Annotated in this window: 12 protein-coding genes; 7 read left to right on the forward strand and 5 right to left on the reverse strand. The window is 64.8% G+C overall.

Annotation, left to right across the window (positions count from 1 at the left end; all coding sequences use genetic code 11):
• The first annotated feature begins 127 nt into the window (after positions 1-127).
• The 5 genes from pks2 to K408_RS41120 all read left to right on the forward strand — a co-directional run bounded on the left by pks2 (position 128) and on the right by K408_RS41120 (position 12,062).
• Positions 128-6,403 carry a sulfolipid-1 biosynthesis phthioceranic/hydroxyphthioceranic acid synthase gene (gene pks2 / locus K408_RS38185; protein WP_210163710.1) on the forward strand — a complete coding sequence of 2,092 codons (6,276 nt, stop codon included), beginning with the start codon at positions 128-130 and terminating at the stop codon, positions 6,401-6,403.
• On the forward strand, positions 6,396-7,820 hold the full coding sequence (locus K408_RS38190; RefSeq protein WP_196232381.1) for a condensation domain-containing protein: 1,425 nt from the start codon (positions 6,396-6,398) through the stop codon (positions 7,818-7,820). Before pks2 ends, K408_RS38190 begins: the two co-directional genes overlap by 8 nt.
• 35 nt (positions 7,821-7,855) lie before the next feature.
• The gene (locus K408_RS0118815) at positions 7,856-9,199 is read left to right on the forward strand and encodes a condensation domain-containing protein (protein ID WP_024340262.1); all 1,344 of its coding nucleotides are present in this window, start codon (positions 7,856-7,858) and stop codon (positions 9,197-9,199) included.
• The gene (locus tag K408_RS0118820; RefSeq protein WP_024340261.1) at positions 9,192-10,580 is read left to right on the forward strand and encodes a hypothetical protein; all 1,389 of its coding nucleotides are present in this window, start codon (positions 9,192-9,194) and stop codon (positions 10,578-10,580) included. Before K408_RS0118815 ends, K408_RS0118820 begins: the two co-directional genes overlap by 8 nt.
• Before the next feature lie 759 nt (positions 10,581-11,339).
• Positions 11,340-12,062 (forward strand): hypothetical protein, encoded by a 723-nt coding sequence (locus K408_RS41120; RefSeq protein WP_155248510.1) that lies wholly within the window; start codon positions 11,340-11,342, stop codon positions 12,060-12,062.
• A gap of 46 nt (positions 12,063-12,108) precedes the next feature.
• Here the strand turns inward: K408_RS41120 and K408_RS0118830 are convergent, their stop codons facing one another.
• From K408_RS0118830 to K408_RS0118845, 4 genes are read right to left on the reverse strand one after another with little or no spacing between them, the layout of a single operon-like run.
• Positions 12,109-13,275 carry an ABC transporter permease gene (locus K408_RS0118830; protein ID WP_024340260.1) on the reverse strand — a complete coding sequence of 389 codons (1,167 nt, stop codon included), beginning with the start codon at positions 13,273-13,275 and terminating at the stop codon, positions 12,109-12,111.
• A gap of 2 nt (positions 13,276-13,277) precedes the next feature.
• Positions 13,278-14,438, reverse strand: a complete 1,161-nt coding sequence (locus K408_RS0118835; RefSeq protein WP_024340259.1) for an ABC transporter permease — start codon at positions 14,436-14,438, stop codon at positions 13,278-13,280.
• Positions 14,439-14,447: 9 nt separating this feature from the next.
• Positions 14,448-15,155: an ABC transporter ATP-binding protein gene (locus tag K408_RS0118840; protein WP_028145931.1), complete on the reverse strand. Its 708-nt coding sequence runs from the start codon at positions 15,153-15,155 to the stop codon at positions 14,448-14,450.
• A 20-nt stretch (positions 15,156-15,175) separates the two neighbouring features.
• Complete coding sequence (locus K408_RS0118845; RefSeq protein WP_024340257.1) at positions 15,176-16,423, reverse strand: efflux RND transporter periplasmic adaptor subunit; 1,248 nt, start codon at positions 16,421-16,423, stop codon at positions 15,176-15,178.
• Positions 16,424-17,198: 775 nt separating this feature from the next.
• On the opposite strand from K408_RS0118845, the gene K408_RS41125 reads away from it, so the two are divergent.
• Positions 17,199-17,510, forward strand: a complete 312-nt coding sequence (locus tag K408_RS41125; protein ID WP_080654892.1) for a hypothetical protein — start codon at positions 17,199-17,201, stop codon at positions 17,508-17,510.
• Between the two features lie 291 nt (positions 17,511-17,801).
• Here the strand turns inward: K408_RS41125 and K408_RS0118860 are convergent, their stop codons facing one another.
• Positions 17,802-18,488, reverse strand: coding sequence for a CBS domain-containing protein (locus tag K408_RS0118860; protein ID WP_024340256.1), 687 nt, complete (start codon positions 18,486-18,488; stop codon positions 17,802-17,804).
• Positions 18,489-18,640: 152 nt separating this feature from the next.
• Here K408_RS0118860 and K408_RS0118865 point away from each other — a divergent pair, with 152 nt between their 5' ends.
• Positions 18,641-19,462, forward strand: a complete 822-nt coding sequence (locus K408_RS0118865) for a universal stress protein (RefSeq protein ID WP_024340255.1) — start codon at positions 18,641-18,643, stop codon at positions 19,460-19,462.
• Position 19,463: the final 1 nt, after the last annotated feature.

The following is a 19,463-nucleotide window of genomic DNA, read 5'->3' on the forward strand; positions in this document are numbered from 1 at the left end:
CACGTGCTGTGCCGATTGTCTTGCTTTCTGACCTCTAGCGACCGGTGTGCTAGACGTTTGATGGGAGGATCAATAGTTTAGTACTGCATTTGGATCGAAAACATTCTCCGGAAAAAAGGTCTCGATTGTGACTGCGATTGCTGTTGTCGGCATTGGCTGCAGACTACCGGGACATATCGGCTCGCCGGCCGCCTTCTGGAGCGCGCTCCTGGCAGGCAGCGATCTTGTTACTGATATCCCGCAGCAGCGCTGGAATGCCGACGACTATTACGTGCCCGTGGCGGGGCTGCCGGGCAGCTCGGTCTCACGCTGGGGCGCGTTCCTGGACGACCCATCGGGCTTCGACCATCGCTTCTTCGGCATCGGCGAACCTGAGGCTCTCGCCATGGACCCCCAGCACCGGCTGTTGCTTGAGGTCACCTGGGAGGCCGCCGAACATTCTGGTCGCGATCCGCGGTGCCTGTGCGGGACCGACGCGGGCGTGTTCTTCGGCCTTTCGCATCAGGACTACATGCAGGTCACGCGCGACGCGGGCGCGCTGGGCCAGGCCTACGCTTTCACGGGCACGCCCTTCAGCATGGCGTCGGGGCGGGTGGCCCATGCGATGGGCCTCACGGGCCCGGCGATCACCATGGACACGGCCTGCTCGTCCAGCCTCGTCGCCGTGCATGCGGCTCGGCGGAGCCTGCTTGCGCGCGAGTGCCACATTGCGTTTGCCGGCGGGGCAATGTTGATGTTCTCGCCCGCAACATACGCCTCGGCATCGGGGCTCGGCATGTTGTCGCCGACAGGCCGGTGTCACGCGTTCGACGAGCGCGCCGATGGTTTCGTGCGCGCCGAGGGCTGCGGCGTCGTGATGCTGAAGCTGCTGAGCGACGCGCTTCGCGACAACGACCGCGTGCTTGCTGTTATCCGCGGCAGCGCCGTCAACCAGGACGGACGCACGCACAACATACTGGCACCGTCCCGCGCGGCTCAGGTCGCGGTGATCGATCGTGCCCTTTCCGAAGCGCAGGTTGACCCCTCGTCCGTCGGAATGATCGAGGCGCATGGCACCGGTACGCCTGTGGGCGACACCGAGGAGTTCCACAGCCTCTCCACGCAGTATGGACGACAGGCGCCCTGCGCACTGGGATCGCTCAAGAGCAACCTCGGCCATGCGGAATCGGCGGCGGGCGTCCTGGGCCTGATCAAAACGACGCTCGCGCTCGCGCACGGCGTCGTACCGCGATCACTTCACTTTCATCGGCTGCCCACGCATCTCCAGACGATCGAGACGCGGCTCTTCGTCCCGACGGATACCGCGCCCTGGCCCTCGACCGGTGCGGACGGACTCCGCCGTGCAGCCGTATCGTCTTACGGCATGTCCGGCACGAATGTGCATGTGGTGCTCGAACAGGCTCCTCAGGCAGCGGATTCACCTCTTCCGCTGGAGAGCCGTAGAACAGGCGAACGGCCGTGGCTGTTTCCAATTTCTTCCACCTCGCCAGCGGCGCTTCGCGCGTCGGCCGGCCGTCTTGCGTCCTGGCTAGACGCGACCGCCGGCAGTCACGGCCCGAGTGACGTCGCGCGAACCCTGGCGTGCAGACGAGGGCACAGGCCGGTCCGGCACGCGCTCATTGCGAAAACGCTCGACGATCTGACTGGGCAATTGCATGGGCTCGCAGGCGATGCCTCTATCGATGCGGAGTGGGTCGATGACAACGGCCGCGGGCCCGTCTTTGTGTTCTCTGGACACGGCTCGCAATGGGACACGATGGGAGCGGCGCTGCTCGATGTCGACGCGGTCTTCGCCGATGTGATTGCCGCCATTGAGCCTCTGATTCAAGCCGTCAGCGGCTTCTCCGTGACCGATACTCTACGGCAGCCCGGACAACTCTCCGGGATCGAACGAGTCCAGCCCGCCATTTTCGCCGTGCAGGTCGCGATGGCCGCGTCCCTGAAGGCCCAGGGTGTGGCGCCGTCCGCAGTGATCGGCCATTCGATGGGCGAAGTGTCGGCCGCAGTCGTGGCTGGCGCACTCTCGCTCGAAGATGGCGTAAAGGTGATCTGTCATCGCGCAATGCTGTGCCAGACGCTCGCTGGCTCCGGTGCAATGGCAGTCGTCGGGCTGGCGCCTGCAGCGGTCCGCGAAGATCTGGCGCGCCGGCTGGTCAATGACGTGGAGGTCGCGGTACTGGCGGCTCCGGCATCCACCGTCGTCGGGGGCTCTGTCGAAGCCGTGCAACGTCTCGTCGCTGCTTGGCAGGCCGAAGGCCTGTTCGCCCGTGAGGTCGCGGTCGATGTGGCTTCTCATACCTTCCACGTCGAGCCGATCCTTGCGCAATTGTCGGAGCGCCTCGCGGGAGTGACTGCGAACAAGCCGCAGACGCCGATGTACTCCACGGTCCTGCTTGATCCGCGCGAATCCCCCGTCTGCGATGGCGCTTACTGGGTCGACAACCTTCGGCATTCAGTGCGCTTTCGTCCCGCCGTGCACGCGGTGCTCGAAGACGGACACCGCGTATTCGTCGAGCTATCGCCGCATCCGATCGTGACCCGCGCGGTGTTGGAGAATGCTGCCGCGATGGACTTCGCCGTCCGCGCGCTTCCGTCGATGACGCGCGGCGAGCCCATGCGCAACGGGCTTCTCGATCTGGTTGGCGCCATCTACGTCGCGGGCGCGGCGATCGATTTCGGTGCCATGTATCCGGATGGCCCACTGCTCGATCTCCCGCTGCCGGCCTGGACGCATTATCCCCTGTTCCTTGCGCCGGCTGTGCCAACCGCAGGGGCGCATCACCTTCTGTCAACGCATCCGCTTCTGAATGTCCACCGCACGCTGCACGAGGAACCGGAACGCCACATCTGGTCGTCCGAGGTTGGGCTCAATGCCCACCCCTGGCTTGCGGACCACCGGGTGAACGAAGTGCCGCTTCTCCCGGGCGCTGGCTTCTGCGAGATGGCGCTTGCCGCCGCACGCATGGCCTTTGGTACATCGCTCGTCGAAGTGCAGGCGATGACGTTTGACCACGCGCTCCGGTTGGAGCCGTCGATGCCGGTCGTCTGTACAGCAGTGCTGGATCGGCCCGGTGAGTTGAACTTCAGGCTCGAGAGCCGGGCAGACAGCGGAGCGCAGGTCCATGCAAGGGCTCGGCTCTTTGCAGGTGCCTCTGCAGACTCGGCTCCAGCTTACGACATCGCCGCGCTGCGCGCCGCTCACGCCAGGCCTGTTGCCGCCGATGAAGTGTGGCGATGGTTCGACTCGCAGCGCATCCAGTTCGGACCATCATTTCGCGCATTGGGCACCAGCCTGGCGCTATCTGCCGACGGCGCCTCGCTCTTTGCAGATCTTCGGCTCCCGGCGTCGCTCCGAACGGGCGCGCGCGGCTACACAGTACATCCCGTGCTGCTCGACGCGTGCTTCCAGTCCGTTGGCGCTTTCGCTCAGGTCGTTTCGGGGACAAACGGGCGTCCGCTACTGCCGCTCTCGGTGAGAAGTCTGCGGCTCCACCACCCAGACGCTGACGCCGCGCACTGCATCACTCGCTTTGTCGCGATGGACGCGCTGCACGTCGAGGTGGACATTGATCTGCTCGATGCCTCCGGGCGCGTGCTGCTCAGTGTCGATGGGTTGGCAATGGGTGGCGGTGCGGCCGGACAGCACGCTGACGCCGTGGCCTGCAACTCGCGCCTGCTCGACGTCGTCTGGGAGCCATGGGATATCCCCCGTGCCAAGGTCCAGCCGGGCGATGGCGCCTGGTTGCTGCTCGACGCCGATGATTCCGGACACCAGTTGACGATGAGGCTGGAGGGAAGCCTGCGCGAGCAAGGGTTCAAGACTCTCATCCTCAGCAGCGCCGGGGCCGGGAAGGGAGGCATGTGGCGCGAGCAGATCGAAGATGTTCTGCATCAGCATCGCCCTGCGGCCGTGGCTGTGGTATTGCCGCGCAGCCGCGAGCCAGCGTCTCCGGACGCGGGTCGAGCCAACATAAGCAGCCTGCTGCACGTGACCAAGGCGTTGATGGAGTGCGAGCGGCGGCCTCGCCTCTTCGTCATCACCTGCATGGCCCAACGCGTACTGCCGGACGACACCGTCCAACTCGCGCACGCCGGTGTGCGTGGGTGTCTGCGGGCCGTCGGCGCCGAGTTTCCCGCACTCCATCCCACCCAGATCGACGTGGACCTTCGAGCGGACCTGTCACTGATTCAGCGTCAATTGCTGAGCGGCTCGAAGGAAGACGAAACGGCGCTGCGCGGGACGAGCGCATACGTCGCACGGCTGCAGCGAAGTCCGCTTGGTCATGCTGATCGCCGCATGGTGGACCGCGACGCGGCGCGCGATGGTCTTCGCCTGGAGATCCGCGTGCCGGGTGACCTCCAGACCCTTGAGATGGCCGCGTTCGAGCGGCGCGCGCCGGACGCGGGCGAGGTGGAGGTGGCCGTCCATGCCACCAGTGTCAATTTCGCCGACGTGCTCGTTGCCCTTGGTCGCTATCCCACGGTGTGTGGTCGCGCGCAGGATCTCGGCCTGGACTTTGCCGGCATCGTCACCGCCGTCGGGCCGGGCCTTTCGCCGTTTCGCGTCGGCGACCGAGTGGCCGGGCTCTGCTGCGGGGGAGCTTGGGCCACGTATGTCACTTGCGATGCGCGGCTGCTCGCTGCGATACCCCGCACGCTCACCGATGCCGAAGCCGCCGCCATTCTCGCCACAACCGCGACAGCGTGGTACGGCCTCAAGGATCTGGCGCGGATCGGTCCCGGCGACAAGGTGCTCATTCACTCGGCGACCGGTGGAGTCGGGCAGGCGGCCGTGGCCATTGCGCGCGCGGCCGGTGCAGAGATATTCGCGACCGCGGGCTCCGAGGCGCGGCGAGAACTGCTGCGCGCCAACGGCATCGGCCACGTGTACGACTCCCGAACCGTGGCATTCGCCGAGCAGATCCGGCAAGACACGGCGGGTTACGGCGTGGACATCGTCCTCAACTCGCTCACTGGCGCGTCGCAGCGCGCCGGCCTGGAGCTTCTCGCCCCGGGCGGGCGCTTCATCGAGATCGGCAAGAAGGACATCTATGGGGGCACGTGGGTCGAGCTGTCTCCGTTCAAGCGCAACCTGTCGTTCTTCGCGGTCGACCTGGCGCAGATGTGTATGACTGCTCCGGCTCGCGTGCAGGCATTGCTGTCGCGCGTCATGCGTCTTGCCGGAGAGGAGCGGCGGATCCTGCCAGACATCGCTGCCTATCCTCTCGCCGACGCGGCTCGCGCCATTCGCGTTGTCAGCGGCGCCGGTCACATCGGCAAGCTCGTGCTCTCGGTTCCAAGGACCGGCCATTACCGCGTGCCAGAGGCGCCGAAGCGCTTCACGCCGTTCAAGAGCGATGGCGCTTACATCGTCACCGGCGGCCTGGGCGGGCTCGGCCTGCTGATCGCCGACGCGATGTCCGCTGCCGGGGCTGGCCGCGTGATCCTCAATGCGCGTTCCAGGCCGACGGACGCGGCTGCGAGCGTGTTGGCCGGGATGAGAGCGCGGGGCACCGAGGTCGAGGTGATAAGTGCGGATATCGCGGCTCCATCGACCGCGCGGCGCCTTGTCGAAGCTGCCACTGCGACAGGCCTCTCGCTGCGCGGTGTCCTGCACGGCGCAGCCGTCGTCGCAGACGGTATCCTTCCCTCCGTCACCGAGGAGAGGCTGTATCGGAATTGGGCGCCGAAGGTGGATGGCGCCTGGCATTTGCATCAGGCAACCTTGAAGCGACAGCTCGACTGGTTTTGCTGTTTCTCGTCGGTCGCAGCGCTCTTTGGTTCGCCGGGGCAGTCCGCCTACGCTGCCGCCAACAGTTGGCTTGACACCTTCACGCAGTGGCGGCGCGCGCAGGGCCTGCCGTCGTCGGCAATTGCCTGGGCCGCGTGGGCGGACGTCGGCGCGGGTGCGCATCTCTCGGCCCGCGGCGATGTGCGAATGATTGACCCACGCGATGGCGCTTATGCATTCGAGACGCTGCTGCGGCACGACCGCGGCTATGCCGCATATGTCGATGTTGGCGGCGCGCCGTGGCTGACGTCGCTATCGGCGCGAAGCCCGTTCGCTGTGGCCTTGTCGCAAGCTCCGGCGGTCGCGGACGATCCGACGCGCCGCCTGCGCGCGGAGCTGAGACGCGCACCGCTCGATGAGAGGCCGGCCCTGTTGCGGCGTCTGATCATCGAGCATCTCGGTGTCATCTTGCGCCGCACGGTGAATCCCGACCGCTCATTCTTTGACTACGGCCTCGATTCGCTGGGGACGCTCCAATTGCTGGTGGCACTCGAATCCGACACCGGCGTCCGGCTGCGCGCCGTGGAGGTGACGACCGTGCGTGCTCTGGCCGACACGTTGAGCAGGGCGATGCGAGAATTGCAGCCAGCCGGAGCAGATGCCGGTGACTGATCTGCGTCCGCTGCATGACTGGTCAGGGCCTCCTGCGACGCTGACTCTCTGGTGTCCCTCTGCGGCCTCGATAGAAAGCGCCAAACGCGCGCCGGTGTCGCCCGCCTTGCCGAGCTACGAACAGGAACAGCATCTGCGTGCTTTCCGTGCGTGCGAGCAGCGACAAGAGGCGATGGCGCGCCTGCTCGTGGTTGTGTGGGATGAACCCGGGCGATGTGACCTCAGGGCTATGACCCATGTGGTGACCGCGCATCTGCGCAGGCACGACACTTATCACAGCTGGTTCGAGGAGCGCGGCAAAGCGATCGTAAGACACGTACTGACCGATCCTGCGGCCATTCAGATGGAGTGTTCGACGCTCGGCGAGGTGAGCGCTGAGGATTGGCAAAAGCACATCATCGCAACCCCGACACCGTTCGCATGGGATTGCTTTCGCTTCGGCATTCTCCAACGCACCAATGGCTTCACTTGCTTCGCAAGCATTGACCATTTGCACGGCGACGCGACCCTCATCGCGTTCCTGATGACAGAGATCCGCTTGGCGTATCGCGCTGTGCTCGACGGGGAGACGCCGCTTCAATTCGGACGGCCGGGCAGCTATCTGGATTACTGCACCAGTCAGCGCCAGCGGGCCGCCGTGACAACGTTGTCGGATCCCGAGGTGGAGCAGTGGATCGCGTTCCTGCACCGGAACAGCGGGCGGATGCCCTCTTTCGCGTTGCCGCTCGGTGTGATGGAGGATCGCTATCAGGCCGAGTATGTGCACATCGACATCTTCGATGATGATGCCATGGCCGCGTTCGAGTCCGCGTGCCATGCTTCCGGCGCGCGGGCAATCGGCGGCCTCTTGGCCTGCGCGGCCCTGACCGAACGGGAAATGACAGGGCGGTCGCGCTACAGCGTCGTCACTCCAACGACGACGCGAATATCGCCACAGGCGTTCAGGACGACCGGCTGGTGCGTTGGCGTGGTGCCCATCGACTTCGAGGTGCAAGAGCTGACGTTTTCCGAACTTGCCCTCATTGCCCAACGCAACTTTGACGAACGGCTTTGCCTTGCCAACGTGCCGATCGAGCTCGTGCTCGAACTGGCCGCCGGGCTGCCGGCGGTACGGTCCGTCGCCACGGGTGGCGTCATGCTGTCGTATATGGATGCGAACGTTCCTCCGCTCAGTGCGCACATTGCGCGCGAATGGCATGAGGCGAATGGGCGCGTTTATATTAACCAAGGCATGGCCGCGCAGGTTGCGCTCTGGTTGTTTCGTACGCAACGCGGGCTCTCGCTTACGGTGGCTTATCCGGCCAACGCGACCGCCCGAGCCTCGATGCACCGCTATGTCAAAGCCTTTGCGGGTGCATGCCGCCGGGCGGCCGACGCAGTGATGGCGACGCAAGCTCATGTCGGCCTTTCGCTATGACGCATGCGATCGCTGACCCGGAGAACCCGCACCCTATGTCGCCGCCGTTCCTGTCCTTTACGGATCAGGCAATTTACCTCGCGCATGTCTCACTCGGGCAACATGCGGTCATTCAGGTACTGTGGCGCTATCTGCGGCCTGTGGACCTGGACGCGCTGACACGGTTCCGTGACAATCTCGCGCACGGACATCTGGCGCGGCTGATCCGGCCGGCGCTGCTTCCGTTCGCGCGGCACCAATGGGTCAGCGCGCCACCACCTTCGTCCGCTCTGGCTGTGGCGGAGGCGCCGCTTGCCCCTGAGCAGCTGCAGGCGTGGGCCGACGCGCAGGTGGCGCTTCCACTAGATCCGGTGCGCGGACCAGCATGGAGATTGACGATCCAAACCTTTACAGACAACTCCACGGTGGTCTCGCTTGTGGTGTCGCACTGCATCGCGGACGGACTGACCATCGCAGCAGCCGTGAACGAAGCCGTGCGGGGAGAGCGAAGGCCTGCGGCCTATCCCGCAGGGGCAGTCTTGTCAGCGCTCCGCGCTGCGACAACACTGGGTGCCGAACTGCAACGTATCGTGCGGGACGCGCCGGCAACGCTACAGGCGCTCGCCGAGCTGGCCCGTACAGCATACACCTCGCGCGCCACGTCCCGCACCGCCGCGTTGAATCAGGCTAGCGCAGATGGCCGGCCAGTCGTATTTCCGTCAGCCTTCATGCGCGTACCCACGTCCGTCTGGGACGCCAGGGCGAAGAGCCTCGGTGCAAACCGTATCACCCTCCTGGCCGCGATAACCGCGGCTTTTGCCCAGACACTCGGTCGTGTCCGCGACGAAGAGGTGACCTTGTTGATTCCCGTCAATCAGCGAGAGGGTTCGTCGCACACCGGCGGAAACGGCGTTGCGCTTGCCACATTGAAGCTGCGTGTCGACGAATTGCGCGGAGGTCTGCATTCGTTGCAGCGGCGTCTGCTAGCTACGCTGCTGCGGACGAGACGGGAACCCAATCGACTTGCCACGCTGCTGCCCCTGGTGCCGTTTGTGCCAAGACGCGCAGTTTCGGCTGCCAACCATGCGGCGCTTGGTGCGCTCGCCGACCTGCCGGTCACCTGTTCGAATTTGGGCGACCTGCCGAAGGACGTGCTCCAGATCGACGGCGGCGCGGCCGATCGAGTCTGCTTTCGCGGCATCGACCGCCCCGTCCCGCGCTGCGCGATCGAGGCGCGTCAAGGTGTTGCAACTGTCTTCGCCGGCGCCGTACCCGGTTTTCTGAACCTGAGCTTCGTAGCCTATCAGCCTGGCGTGGTGACGGAGGCTCAGCATCTTCGCGCGCTCGTCGAACGGCTCTTCGCTGACTGCGAACTCGTTGGCGAGTCCTTCGATGCTTGAGACGAGCACGCCCGGCGCCCCCGCCTACACGCGGCACCGCCTCGCCTGGTTGGACCAACTGGCTTACGAATTGTTCAGGGCCACGGGTCGAAGCCAATTGATGCAATGCTTGTGGCTCTACGACCGTGACGTGAACCTCGCCGCGCTACTGCGAACACGGGAGCGGTTCGCGGCGCTGTCGTTCAATCGCCTCATCGAGCCGTCGTCCCTGCCGTGGGGAAGGCCTCGTTGGGTGAAGCCGGCCGTGACAGCCATTCCGCTTGAGCAGAGTGCGGACCCGCTGCCACGATCGCGGCTGCTGCACTGGGCTAACCAGCACGCGCGCGCGCCCATCGACCCTGTGATCGGTCCGGCCGTGCGAATGGCCATCCAGCCGTTCGACGACGGCAGCACGGCCGTGAGCCTGGTCGGGTCGCATCTGCTGCTCGACGGGCTGGGGGCCGTGCGCGCCATCGCGGCGGCCGTAAACGGCATCGGCCTCCCGAGCCCATACGCAGTTGCAGGTGCCCGGGGGCGGCTGTCCGGGTGCGTGTCGGACGCGTGGCAGGTCCTCGCCGACGCTCCGCGCACGGTCGCCGCGCTCGCCCGGATCGCCCACGCGAACTGGTACAAGTCCGCGGTCCCTGTGTTGAGGTCGGTTGCTACAGTCGCCGAGGCAGGCCACGAGCCATCAACAATCGTGGAGCTTCCGTCGGTTGTGGTCACTGTTGAATCGGATGCCTGGCTCGCCTGCCAGCAGCGGCTTGGCGGTAGCTCGAATACGCTACTGCCAGGCTTCGTCGCGTCCCTCGCATCGCGCCTGGGCCGCCGCCGTCTCTCCGACGGCGCCATCAGCCTGCTTGTCCCAATAAACCGGAGGCGTGGGCTCGATGACGAACGGGCGCTGGCGATTGATTTCCACACGATGAATGTCGCGCCTGCAGGCTTGGACACGAGCCTGCGCCCCGTCAATGCTTCGCTGGAGGCACTGGTTCGCGGCGCGAGGAAAAGTCAGACCGGTCCACTGGCTTCGTTCCTGCCTGCGATCGCTTGGATGCCGCGCTCCGCCGCGAAGACGCTCGTGGACCGTTTGTTCAATTATGCCGGTGAGCTGCCGGCGAGTTGTTCCGACGTTGGTATGCTGCCGGACGGGCTCGCGCGCATCGACGGTGCGCCGTGCCGCCAGGTGCTGACACGAGCTGTGGATGTCAACGTTACGCGCCAAGACCTGGAGCGCTCCCAGGGCCATCTCGTGGTTGTTGCCTCCCGCTACGGCCAGACGATTTCCCTCTGCATCGAGGCCTGCCAGCTGGGACCCACACAAACCACGCCTGACGAACTTCGCCTGCTGGTCTCGCGGACACTCGCGGACTTCGGACTGGACGCAATCATCGATGCGTGATCTCAAGGGAACGCGCCGCGCTCAGCGTCGTGCCACATTCGTCTGCAAGTGCCGAAGGACAAGGGGCGACGGTCGCTTCGCGCAGCAAAGATCGTGGAGGCTTGAGCGGTGAGCCATTCGTCTGCCAACAAGCTCTACCGACGCTGCTCCGGGGCGACCGACCCCGGCGCAGACGACGTATTGTGCTATATGGACCAGGGTTCATTCGTCGGATTGCGCGCGCTCGGGCGCGGGCCTGCGCTGCACCTGACCTGGTTGTATCCGCACGCTCTCGATGAAGCGGCCGTGAGGGAGTTCAACGAGCGCCTCACGAGAGGATTGCTGGGACGTCTCCTGCAGCGTTCGCCATTACCATGGGGGCGGCACCGTTGGGTGGCCAATCCTGTGCCGGGGCCGGTGACGTGGTTTCGTGACCCGCTCCCGGATGAGCGTCTGCCCCATTTGCGACGTGAGCTGCTCGATCTGCCTCTCGATCCCGAGCACGGACCAGGCTGGCGACTGGCAGTCCAGCCGCTGGAGGGCGGCGGCTGCGCGCTGATGATGCTGGTCTCGCACACGATCGCTGACACCCAAGCCACAAGTCAGGCCATTGCTGACGCAGTGGCGGGTCGATGTCTTGACCATGGATTCCCAGCCCCATCCTGGCGATGGTCTCCAGTGATGTTGGCGTGCGACAGCGTCGAGAGCTTGCGGACTCTGCCCGACGTCTCGCGTGCTCTGGTAGCTCTCCTGCGAGGGGCGCACAAAAGGAGGGCGGGCGTGTCCCGTTCGAGCGCTCGAAGCAGTCGCAACCGGCTTGAGCCGGCAGTGGATGTGCCGCTTGTGTGGGTGGTCATGGACGCAGCAGCGTCGAAACGGCGAACGTCGGATCTGGGTGTGGCGAGCAACACGCTGATCATGGCCTTCACGGCACGGCTCGCTCTCCGGATGGGCCGCGTGGATGCTTCGGGGCGCGTGAAGCTGGTGTTGCCGGTCAGCGACCGCCGTTCGAGCGACCGCCGCGGCAACGCGCTGCGGTCGATCACCGTGATGGTGGATCCCGATGCCTGCCGCAACGATCCGCGCGCTTTACAGCGAGATATGAAGGCTGCCCTGGCCTCGCTGATCCGCCACGGTGATGACTTGTCGCCGGTGCTGCCGCTGATTCCGTATGTGCCACTGTGGCTGGCGCGTCATCTGGAGCGGGCGGCACTCGGGGCGGACCTGCCTGTTGGATGCAGCCTCGCCGGCGAATTGCCGCTCGACGTGCACCGCCCTTGCGGCGAGGCGTCACTTCTGCAGATTGCCCCTCTGGAGCGCTATACAGCCGCAGAACTCGAACGGCTGGGCGGCCTGCTATTCATCCTGTGCCACCGTGTCGGCGAACGGCTGTTCGCCACTGTGTCCGGCTACGCCAAAGATCGCGTGACGACCCGCGCCGAATTGGCACCGATCGTGCGCGACGCACTCGCGGATATGGGCCTGTGCGGGGCGCTCAGTTGACGAGAACCGACCGACACAGCGCACGGCCAAGACGGTTGTCGAACGTTCAAGCGACGCGCAGCGCATCGACGATGTTCATGCGGGCGGCTCGTACCGCCGGCAGAAAACCCCCGAGGAGGCCCATCACCAGCGCGAAGACGAGCGACCGCAGCACGATGCCGGGCGTCAGCACGAACTGGAATGCGAGCTCGGAGAGCGAGGTCCAGTTCAGCGTCGTGATCTTCACCTGCGTCATGAGCGATGCGAACAAAAGCCCGACGACCCAGCCGACGAGCGCGAGCAGCAGCGCCTCTACGAGGAAAGCACCGAGGATCCGCGAGCGCCGAAATCCGAGTGCGCGCAGAACCCCCACCTCCATCATGCGGCTAGCCACCGCAGCGTACATCGTTATCGTCGCGCCAATCACCGCGCCGAGCGAGAACATCGCCGAGAGCGTGATCCCGAGAAGCTGAATGAATCCGGAGAGCAGGCGCGACTGCTCCTCGTAGAAGACGCGCTCGCGCTTGGCCTCGATGGTGAGGCGAGGGTCCGCTTCGAGCCGCGCCTTGAGCGCGTCGAAGCCTGAGCTATCAGCCAGCCGTACCGTGACGGAAGAGAAGAAGTCTCGCCGAAACGACTGCATGAGCTGTTCGCTGTCCGCCCAGATCTCCGAATCGAACCCGCTGCCGCCCGCGTCGAACCGGCCTACGATCTTCCACTCCCGGTGCGCAAATTTCAGGCTGGATCCGATCTCGATGTCTTCGAAACGCCCCGCGAGCGCCCGGCCAATGATGATCTCGTCCGATCCCAGACGAAACATGCGTCCCTCGACCAGCCGCAACCGCGGGCGGACGGCCAGAGCGGCTGGACCAACGCCCCGGATCAAGAGGTTGCTTGCCTGCTTGGTCTTGCGCCGGGGCTGGGCGATCAGCACAGCCGCTTCCTTCGAGACAACAGGTGCGCCCTCGGCTCCCATGACGACCTCGGGCTGGCTTTCGATGATCCTGGCCTGCCGACGGTCGATCAGGCTCTGGATCTCGACTTCCGCAGAGCGGCGTACGAAGATGACGTTCGTTTCCTCGCCGGTTGCCACGAGTGTCTGCTTGAGTCCGGAGTCGAGCATGAGCACGGCGGCGTAGACGAACACCACGAGGGCCATGCCCGCCGCGGTGAGCAAATTGGTGAGTTTGCGGACGTAGAGGTTACGCAGGCTGTAGGCGAGCAGCAACGGCATGATCAGCCCAACGCCCGAAGACCGTTGACGATGCTGACACGGGCGGCCTGGCGCATCGGCAAGACCGCCGCGAGGACCCCGACCGCCAATGCCGAAAGTGCCTGAAGCAACACAGTGTTGACGCTCACGATCAGCGACGGGAAGAGCGTCGCGGAGAGTTCGGCAAGTCGCGAGGCAACCGGGGGCGTCAGCCCGATGGCGATGGCACCGCCGACCAATGCGATCGCGACGGATTCTCCCAGGATCAGGCGTGCGACGTAGCCGGGGCTGAAGCCAATGGCCTTCAGCGTGGCATACTCGCGGAGTCGCTCGCGCGCCGTCATCGCCATGGTGTTGGCCATGACCGCCAGGATGATGAAGATGACCACGAACGAGACCACGCGAATGGAGATGAGGATCGCCTCGGTCTGCTTCACGAAACCGATCTGGAACGCGCGCTCAGTCTCGGTGAGTGTCTCGGCGCGCGAGTTTCGGAACACTTCGTCGATCGCCTGACTGACTTCCGCGACCCGATTGATGCTGCCAACGTCCACGGCGAAGAAGCCGACCTGGTCGGCTTGTGCCTTGGAGCGCACCCGTAGCGTCTCGTTCAAATAGTCCCAACGGAAGAAAAGCTGCGAGGTGTCGGTTTTGGCGTCTCGGCCGTCGAAGACGCCGCAGATCACGAATTCCCAGTTGCCGGGGAAAAGCGTCCCGCGCAGTTGAACAACATCGCCCGGCCTGAAGCCGAAGCGCTTGGCGAGTCTGCGTCCAACAATTGCGCCGCGGCGGTCGCGGAGGAAGGCGCGCCGCACCTCGTCCGAAACGAGGATCTCGGGGAAGATATCGAAGTAGCTCGCGGCATCGATCGCAAACTGGGGAAAGAAATTCTTCGGATCCTTGTAGACGCCGCCGAACCAGGTCATGTAGGTGACGTGCCGCACGCCTTCGACAGCGCCGATGCGCTTGTAATATGCCTGCGGTAGCGGCAGCGTGAAAGAGACGGCGTTGCGGGTGAGCAGCCGCGAAGGCACGGCGCCATCCACGCCAGCGTACCACGTTTTGACCACCGTCTGGAGCACACCAAAGGCCAGGATTGAAACAACGAGGCCGACCAGCGTCAGAGACGTGCGGAGCCGTTGGCGCAAGACGTTGCGCGCCACGAGCGTCAGCCATTGGCTCATGACCGGCGCTCACTCAAGGCGCTGCTCCACCAGATACGAAAGATCGCCCTTCTCCAGATGCATGATGCGCTTCGCACGCGCCGCCGCGCGGCGATCATGGGTCACCATCACGATCGTCTTGCCCATGTCGCGGTTCAACCGCTGCATGATCTCGAGCACCTCCTCCGCGGACTGCCGGTCGAGGTCGCCCGTCGGCTCATCGGCCACCAGCATCGTCGGGTCGGTGACGATCGCCCGCGCGATCGCCACGCGCTGCTGCTGCCCGCCCGAGAGCTCCGAAGGCAGATGTTTGACGCGATCGCTCAAGCCTACGAGACTGAGCGCGAGTTGCGCGCGGTCTCGGCGTTCGCGGCGCTTGAGGCCCGTGAGCGTGAGAGGCAATTCCACGTTCTCCAGCGCCGTGAGCACAGGCATCAGGTTATAGAACTGGAAGATGAAGCCCACATTCGCCGCGCGCCAGTCAGCGAGGTCGGCTTCCGGGAGGAGCGTGATGTCCTCGCCAGCCACCGTGATCGAGCCATGATCCGGACTGTCGATGCCGGCAATCAGGTTGAGCAGGGTGGACTTGCCCGACCCGGACGGGCCCATCAGCGCGAGGAACTCCTTGCGACGGATGTCGAATGTGAGTTTGGAAAGGACCGGAACGATCTGCGCGCCGCGCCGATAGCTCTTGCTCACGTCGCTCAGCGCGATGAGCACGTCTTCGCCGGTCGGCACGTCGGAGACGCGAAGCACGGTCACTTCGTGGCCTGCTTGACTGCGTGCCCGTCAACAAGATCTTCCAGAGGTCGGACCACCACGCGCGTGCCGGCTTTGAGATCGCGTACCTGGATCTGGTCGCCCACCTTCGCGCCGAGATCCACGCGCCGCAGGCGAGCCTTGCCATTCTCGATGACATAAAGGTGCTGTTGTCCGCCCACCTCGAAGACGGCCGCCATCGGCACTGCAAGAACCGGCTTGCGCTCTGATTCGGCTACTTCACGCTCGAGGAAGGCCACCTTGGCGCTCATGTCCGGAAGCATCCGCGCGTCGCGGTGCACGAACCGGATTTTCACGAGGGTAGACGCCTTGGCGCGATCCACCGTCGGTACCATCCGGTTAACCACACCCTCGAAACGCTCGCCGGGGATCGCGTCCAGCTGGATCTCCACCGGTTGCCCCACGTGGATGCTCAGGTACGACGACTCCGCGACGTCGGCTTCCACTTCAAGCGAGTCCATGTCGGCGATGGTGACCACCGCGCCCTTGGTGTCGACCGCCTGCGAGAACGGTGTGATCGTATCACCGACGTTGGCGTGCCGCGTGAGCACGACGCCGTCGAAGGGCGCCCGGATCAGGGTCTGGCCGACGGCAACTTCGGACGCGCGGAGATTGGCCTGTGCAGCGGCGATGGCGGCCTCGTACCCGGCAAACGCTGCTCGCGCCTTGGCGAGGCGTGCCTCAGCGCTTTCGCGCATCGAATCGCTTATGATGTTCTTCTCGCCGAGGGCCGCGGAGCGCTTGAACGCGATCTCCGCTTGCGTGAGCTCCGCCTGCCCCTGGGCGAGGTTGGCATAGGCAACCTGCACGTTGGCGGCGGCCTGGTCGCGCATCGCCTGGGTATCGCTGCTCTCGAGCCGGGCGATCACTTCGCCCTCGTGCACCTTGCTGCCTTCGAGTACACCCAACCATTCCAGGCGGCCTGTCGCCTTCGAGGCGACGGACGCCTTGCGTTGCGCAACGACGTAGCCAGTCGCGTTCAACAGTGTCAGCGCCTGTGAGGGATAGACGGAGTAGACGGCCGCCGTCTCGACCGCGATCTGCGCGTGCCGGCGCCACATCCACGTTGCGACTCCGATGCCGACAAGCATGGCGACCACAAGGACCCGGACCAGGATGCGGCGCAGTTGTCTGCGACGGCGAGAGTCGGCGCTACGGTCGATCGCAAGCGCCGATAGATCGGACGCGGCGGGGAGGCCATCGCTTGGGGGTTTGTGCAGATTCATAGTCTCGTCATGAATTTCCGGGCAATGCAGCGCAAACTTGAAGAAAATATCTCGTTTCGGAAGCGGTAAGCCAGGCACTCGACGACTGTCAATTAGCATCAAAAGCGAGTGTTGACACCTATCATTTCGAATTCTCCAAACCGAGCGACGCCATAGAATTCATCGTCGCACGACGGGGAGGCGAGACGACATCAAACCTGCGGCTGCGCGTGGGTTGCAGCGGCGTGCTACCAGGGGATACGGCCCTGCGTCGCCATCGACATCAGGGATACGCATTGAGAGCTTGCCCTGCAGCATCCTTGGACACGTCGCTTTGAGCGGGCTTCTCAGGATCAGGGCAAAGTGCGGGGCAGCAGCTGCAGCGGCAGATTGGCCCTCATCATGATGAGGCGCATAAGTGCCGTCCCGAGATCTGGCCGCGTCGTCGACCGCTGCGGGCGGATATTCGGTGACGCCGGTGAGGTCGTCGTTCGCTCCTCGATCGAGTGCTGGTGCGCCAGCATTTGCGAAGCACCAGCCAGATCTACGCAATGACGGGAATGCCGGTCGAGTTCGCTCGGTCATTTGCTGACGAGCAGGAGGTGCAAGAGTGATTCCCAGCCCCTTTGGCGCACGTGTTACGTCTGCCTCAGCGATCGCCCAAGCCATCACCACACGGCGCGCCCATCGGCCCGAAACGACTACTCGATGGATCATCGCAAGATTGATCACGCGCAAACGAAGGCTGCTGCTCAGTTGCTATCGTCAGGCATTCACGATCGGAAGGAAGTCAATCATGCGAACTTTACGAAAATTGAGCGCGCTGGCGACCGTTGCCGTCATTGCCACGGCAGCTTTGATGCCGACCAGCGCAGAGGCCCGGAACGGTCGCATCGCAGCCGGAGTGGTCGGCGGGTTCGCCGCTGGCGTCCTGGCCGGTGCCGCGATGGGCGGGCCTTATTGGGGGCCCTATCCGTACTATCCGGCTCCGGTCTACTATCCACCGGGACCCTATTATGCACTGTACGGACCCGTCTATTACGGCCCGTGTGTTCGCCGCACCGTCTGGGATGGTTGGCGTTGGCGCCGCGTGCGCGTCTGTTACTAAGAAGATGCAGATCGCAGCTCGGGGGCGCGCCAAAGCCGGCCGCCTCCCGGCTGTCGTCCACGGCCAATCGTGGAGAGCCGAGGCTGCAGATCGAACCGTCGAGCCGACGATCGACCGGATCGTTGCCAACCTCGCGCCGGTCGGCATCCCAAAGCAGGAAGTCGGTCAGAAGATGAGCCGGCTTTTGGCAGGGGGCCCGAAGCCGCCGAACGCACGGGCGAGGCGACGTTCCAGTCGCCTCGTCCAACCGCCTGGATGGACCTCAGCCGATGAACGAGCGATACGGCTCGGTCAGTAGACGAAGGCCGGGGTCTCGATCAGGTGATCATTCACCAGCACGACGCCTGGGATGGCCTCTGCCGCGACCCGGATGGCCTTGCGTTCCGCGGCCGATGGCGCGCTGCCCCAGATGTCGATGATGCCGTTCTGGACGGTCGCGTTCAGGTTGAATGTGTGTGCCCAAGGTTGCTTCTTGATCTCCTCCAGGAATCTCTTTCTGATGGTGGCGTCGGGAAGCGAAATTTCCAGCTTCGGCTTGGCGCTCGCGACGGCCTGCAGCAGGTTGGTCCGGCTGACGATCCCGACGAGCTGGCCTTGCTTGTTGACGATCGGCACGCGTTTGATCTGACGTCTTTCGAGCAGCATGGCGATGTCGCTCAGCGGCGTTTCGGGAGCCGCAGTCACGACATCGCGTGTCATGATGTCCGTGACCTTGGCCGAATGCGATTTGACGTAGTCAGCCGCCATCTCGGCGTCGCCGGTCAAAATCTGAAGCCACCAGCCATAGGAGCGCTCGGTGCCGGATTCGGTTCGGTGCAGCAGATCGCCTTCGGAGACGATTCCGAGGATGTTGTTGTCGGAATCGACGACCGGCACCGCGCTGATGCGGCGCTCGAGCAGGATCCTGGCGACTTGGCGAACCGTTGCATTTGCGCCCACAGTCACTACCGGCGCGATCATCACGTCCTGTGCTTGCATGGCAGACCTCCGTGCTGGTTTCCGGCATTTTGCCGTCCATCGGGCCAACCGGATTGATCGGGATCAAGCCCACGCGTGATCGCTTGACCTGCGTCAACGGGACGACGTCGAAACGCGAGATAAGGGTACCATTCGAACAATGGAGCAACGACATGTCTCTAGCCAGCGTCATGGTCTACGTCGATCCCGAGCAGCAGGATGAAGGCCAGATCGCCGTCGCCGAGGCCGTCGCAAACGGCTTCGGGGCCGCCTTGCTTGGCGTCTCGGCCATCGCAACGGATCCCCCGTTCGTCGCCGAAGGCGTGATCATCGAACAGACGACGGCCGACGATCTCGAGCGCATGCGCGCAACGCTGTCGGCCAAGGAGGCGTGGTTCAGGCGTATCGTTCGGCTGCCGAGCGACAAGGTGGAATGGCGCTGGAGGATCGGGTTTCCGACCGAGTTCCTGGTCGAGCAGTCCAGGGCGGCGGACCTCGTCGTGGTACGGCGCAGCCGCCCGAAGACCAAATCCTCTCATTATCTCGATGCGCCCGGAGCCATGTTGCGGCTGGGCCGTCCCATCCTTTCGGTGCCGGACGGCGTCACCCGATTGTCAGGCGACCGGATCGTGGTCGGCTGGAAGGATTCCCGGGAGGCGCGCTTGGCCGTGCGGGACGCACTGCCGTTGCTGACCCGGGCTTCAGAGGTCACGATCACCGAAGTCTGCACCTCCAGCGAACAAGATGCGGCGCGAGACCGGTTGCGGGACGTGGCCGGATATCTCGGGCGTCACGGCGTGAGCTGCCGGCACGAGGTGCGCGTACATACGGCGGAGCCGGATGCGGGCTACCTCGTTCGGCTCGCCGCCGACGTCGGCGCCGACCTCATCGTGACCGGGGGATATGGACACAGCCGGTTGGGAGAGTGGGTTTTCGGCGGCATGACGCAAAGCCTCCTGCAGGACGCTCCGGTCTGCCTGTTGATGTCGCACTGAC

The organism is Bradyrhizobium sp. in8p8, from assembly GCF_000426845.1.
Taxonomy (GTDB): Bacteria; Pseudomonadota; Alphaproteobacteria; order Rhizobiales; family Xanthobacteraceae; genus Bradyrhizobium; species Bradyrhizobium japonicum_C.

Bases quoted from the DNA above. Each gene is read 5' to 3' on its own strand.
- K408_RS0118815 (WP_024340262.1), top strand. From the start codon at position 7,856: ATGTCGCCGCCGTTCCTGTCCTTTACGGATCAGGCAATTTACCTCGCG.
- K408_RS0118820 (WP_024340261.1), top strand. From the start codon at position 9,192: ATGCTTGAGACGAGCACGCCCGGCGCCCCCGCCTACACGCGGCACCGC.
- K408_RS0118830 (WP_024340260.1), bottom strand. From the start codon at position 13,275: ATGCCGTTGCTGCTCGCCTACAGCCTGCGTAACCTCTACGTCCGCAAA.
- K408_RS0118835 (WP_024340259.1), bottom strand. From the start codon at position 14,438: ATGAGCCAATGGCTGACGCTCGTGGCGCGCAACGTCTTGCGCCAACGG.
- K408_RS0118845 (WP_024340257.1), bottom strand. From the start codon at position 16,423: ATGAATCTGCACAAACCCCCAAGCGATGGCCTCCCCGCCGCGTCCGAT.
- K408_RS41125 (WP_080654892.1), top strand. From the start codon at position 17,199: ATGCGAACTTTACGAAAATTGAGCGCGCTGGCGACCGTTGCCGTCATT.
- K408_RS0118860 (WP_024340256.1), bottom strand. From the start codon at position 18,488: ATGCAAGCACAGGACGTGATGATCGCGCCGGTAGTGACTGTGGGCGCA.
- K408_RS0118865 (WP_024340255.1), top strand. From the start codon at position 18,641: ATGTCTCTAGCCAGCGTCATGGTCTACGTCGATCCCGAGCAGCAGGAT.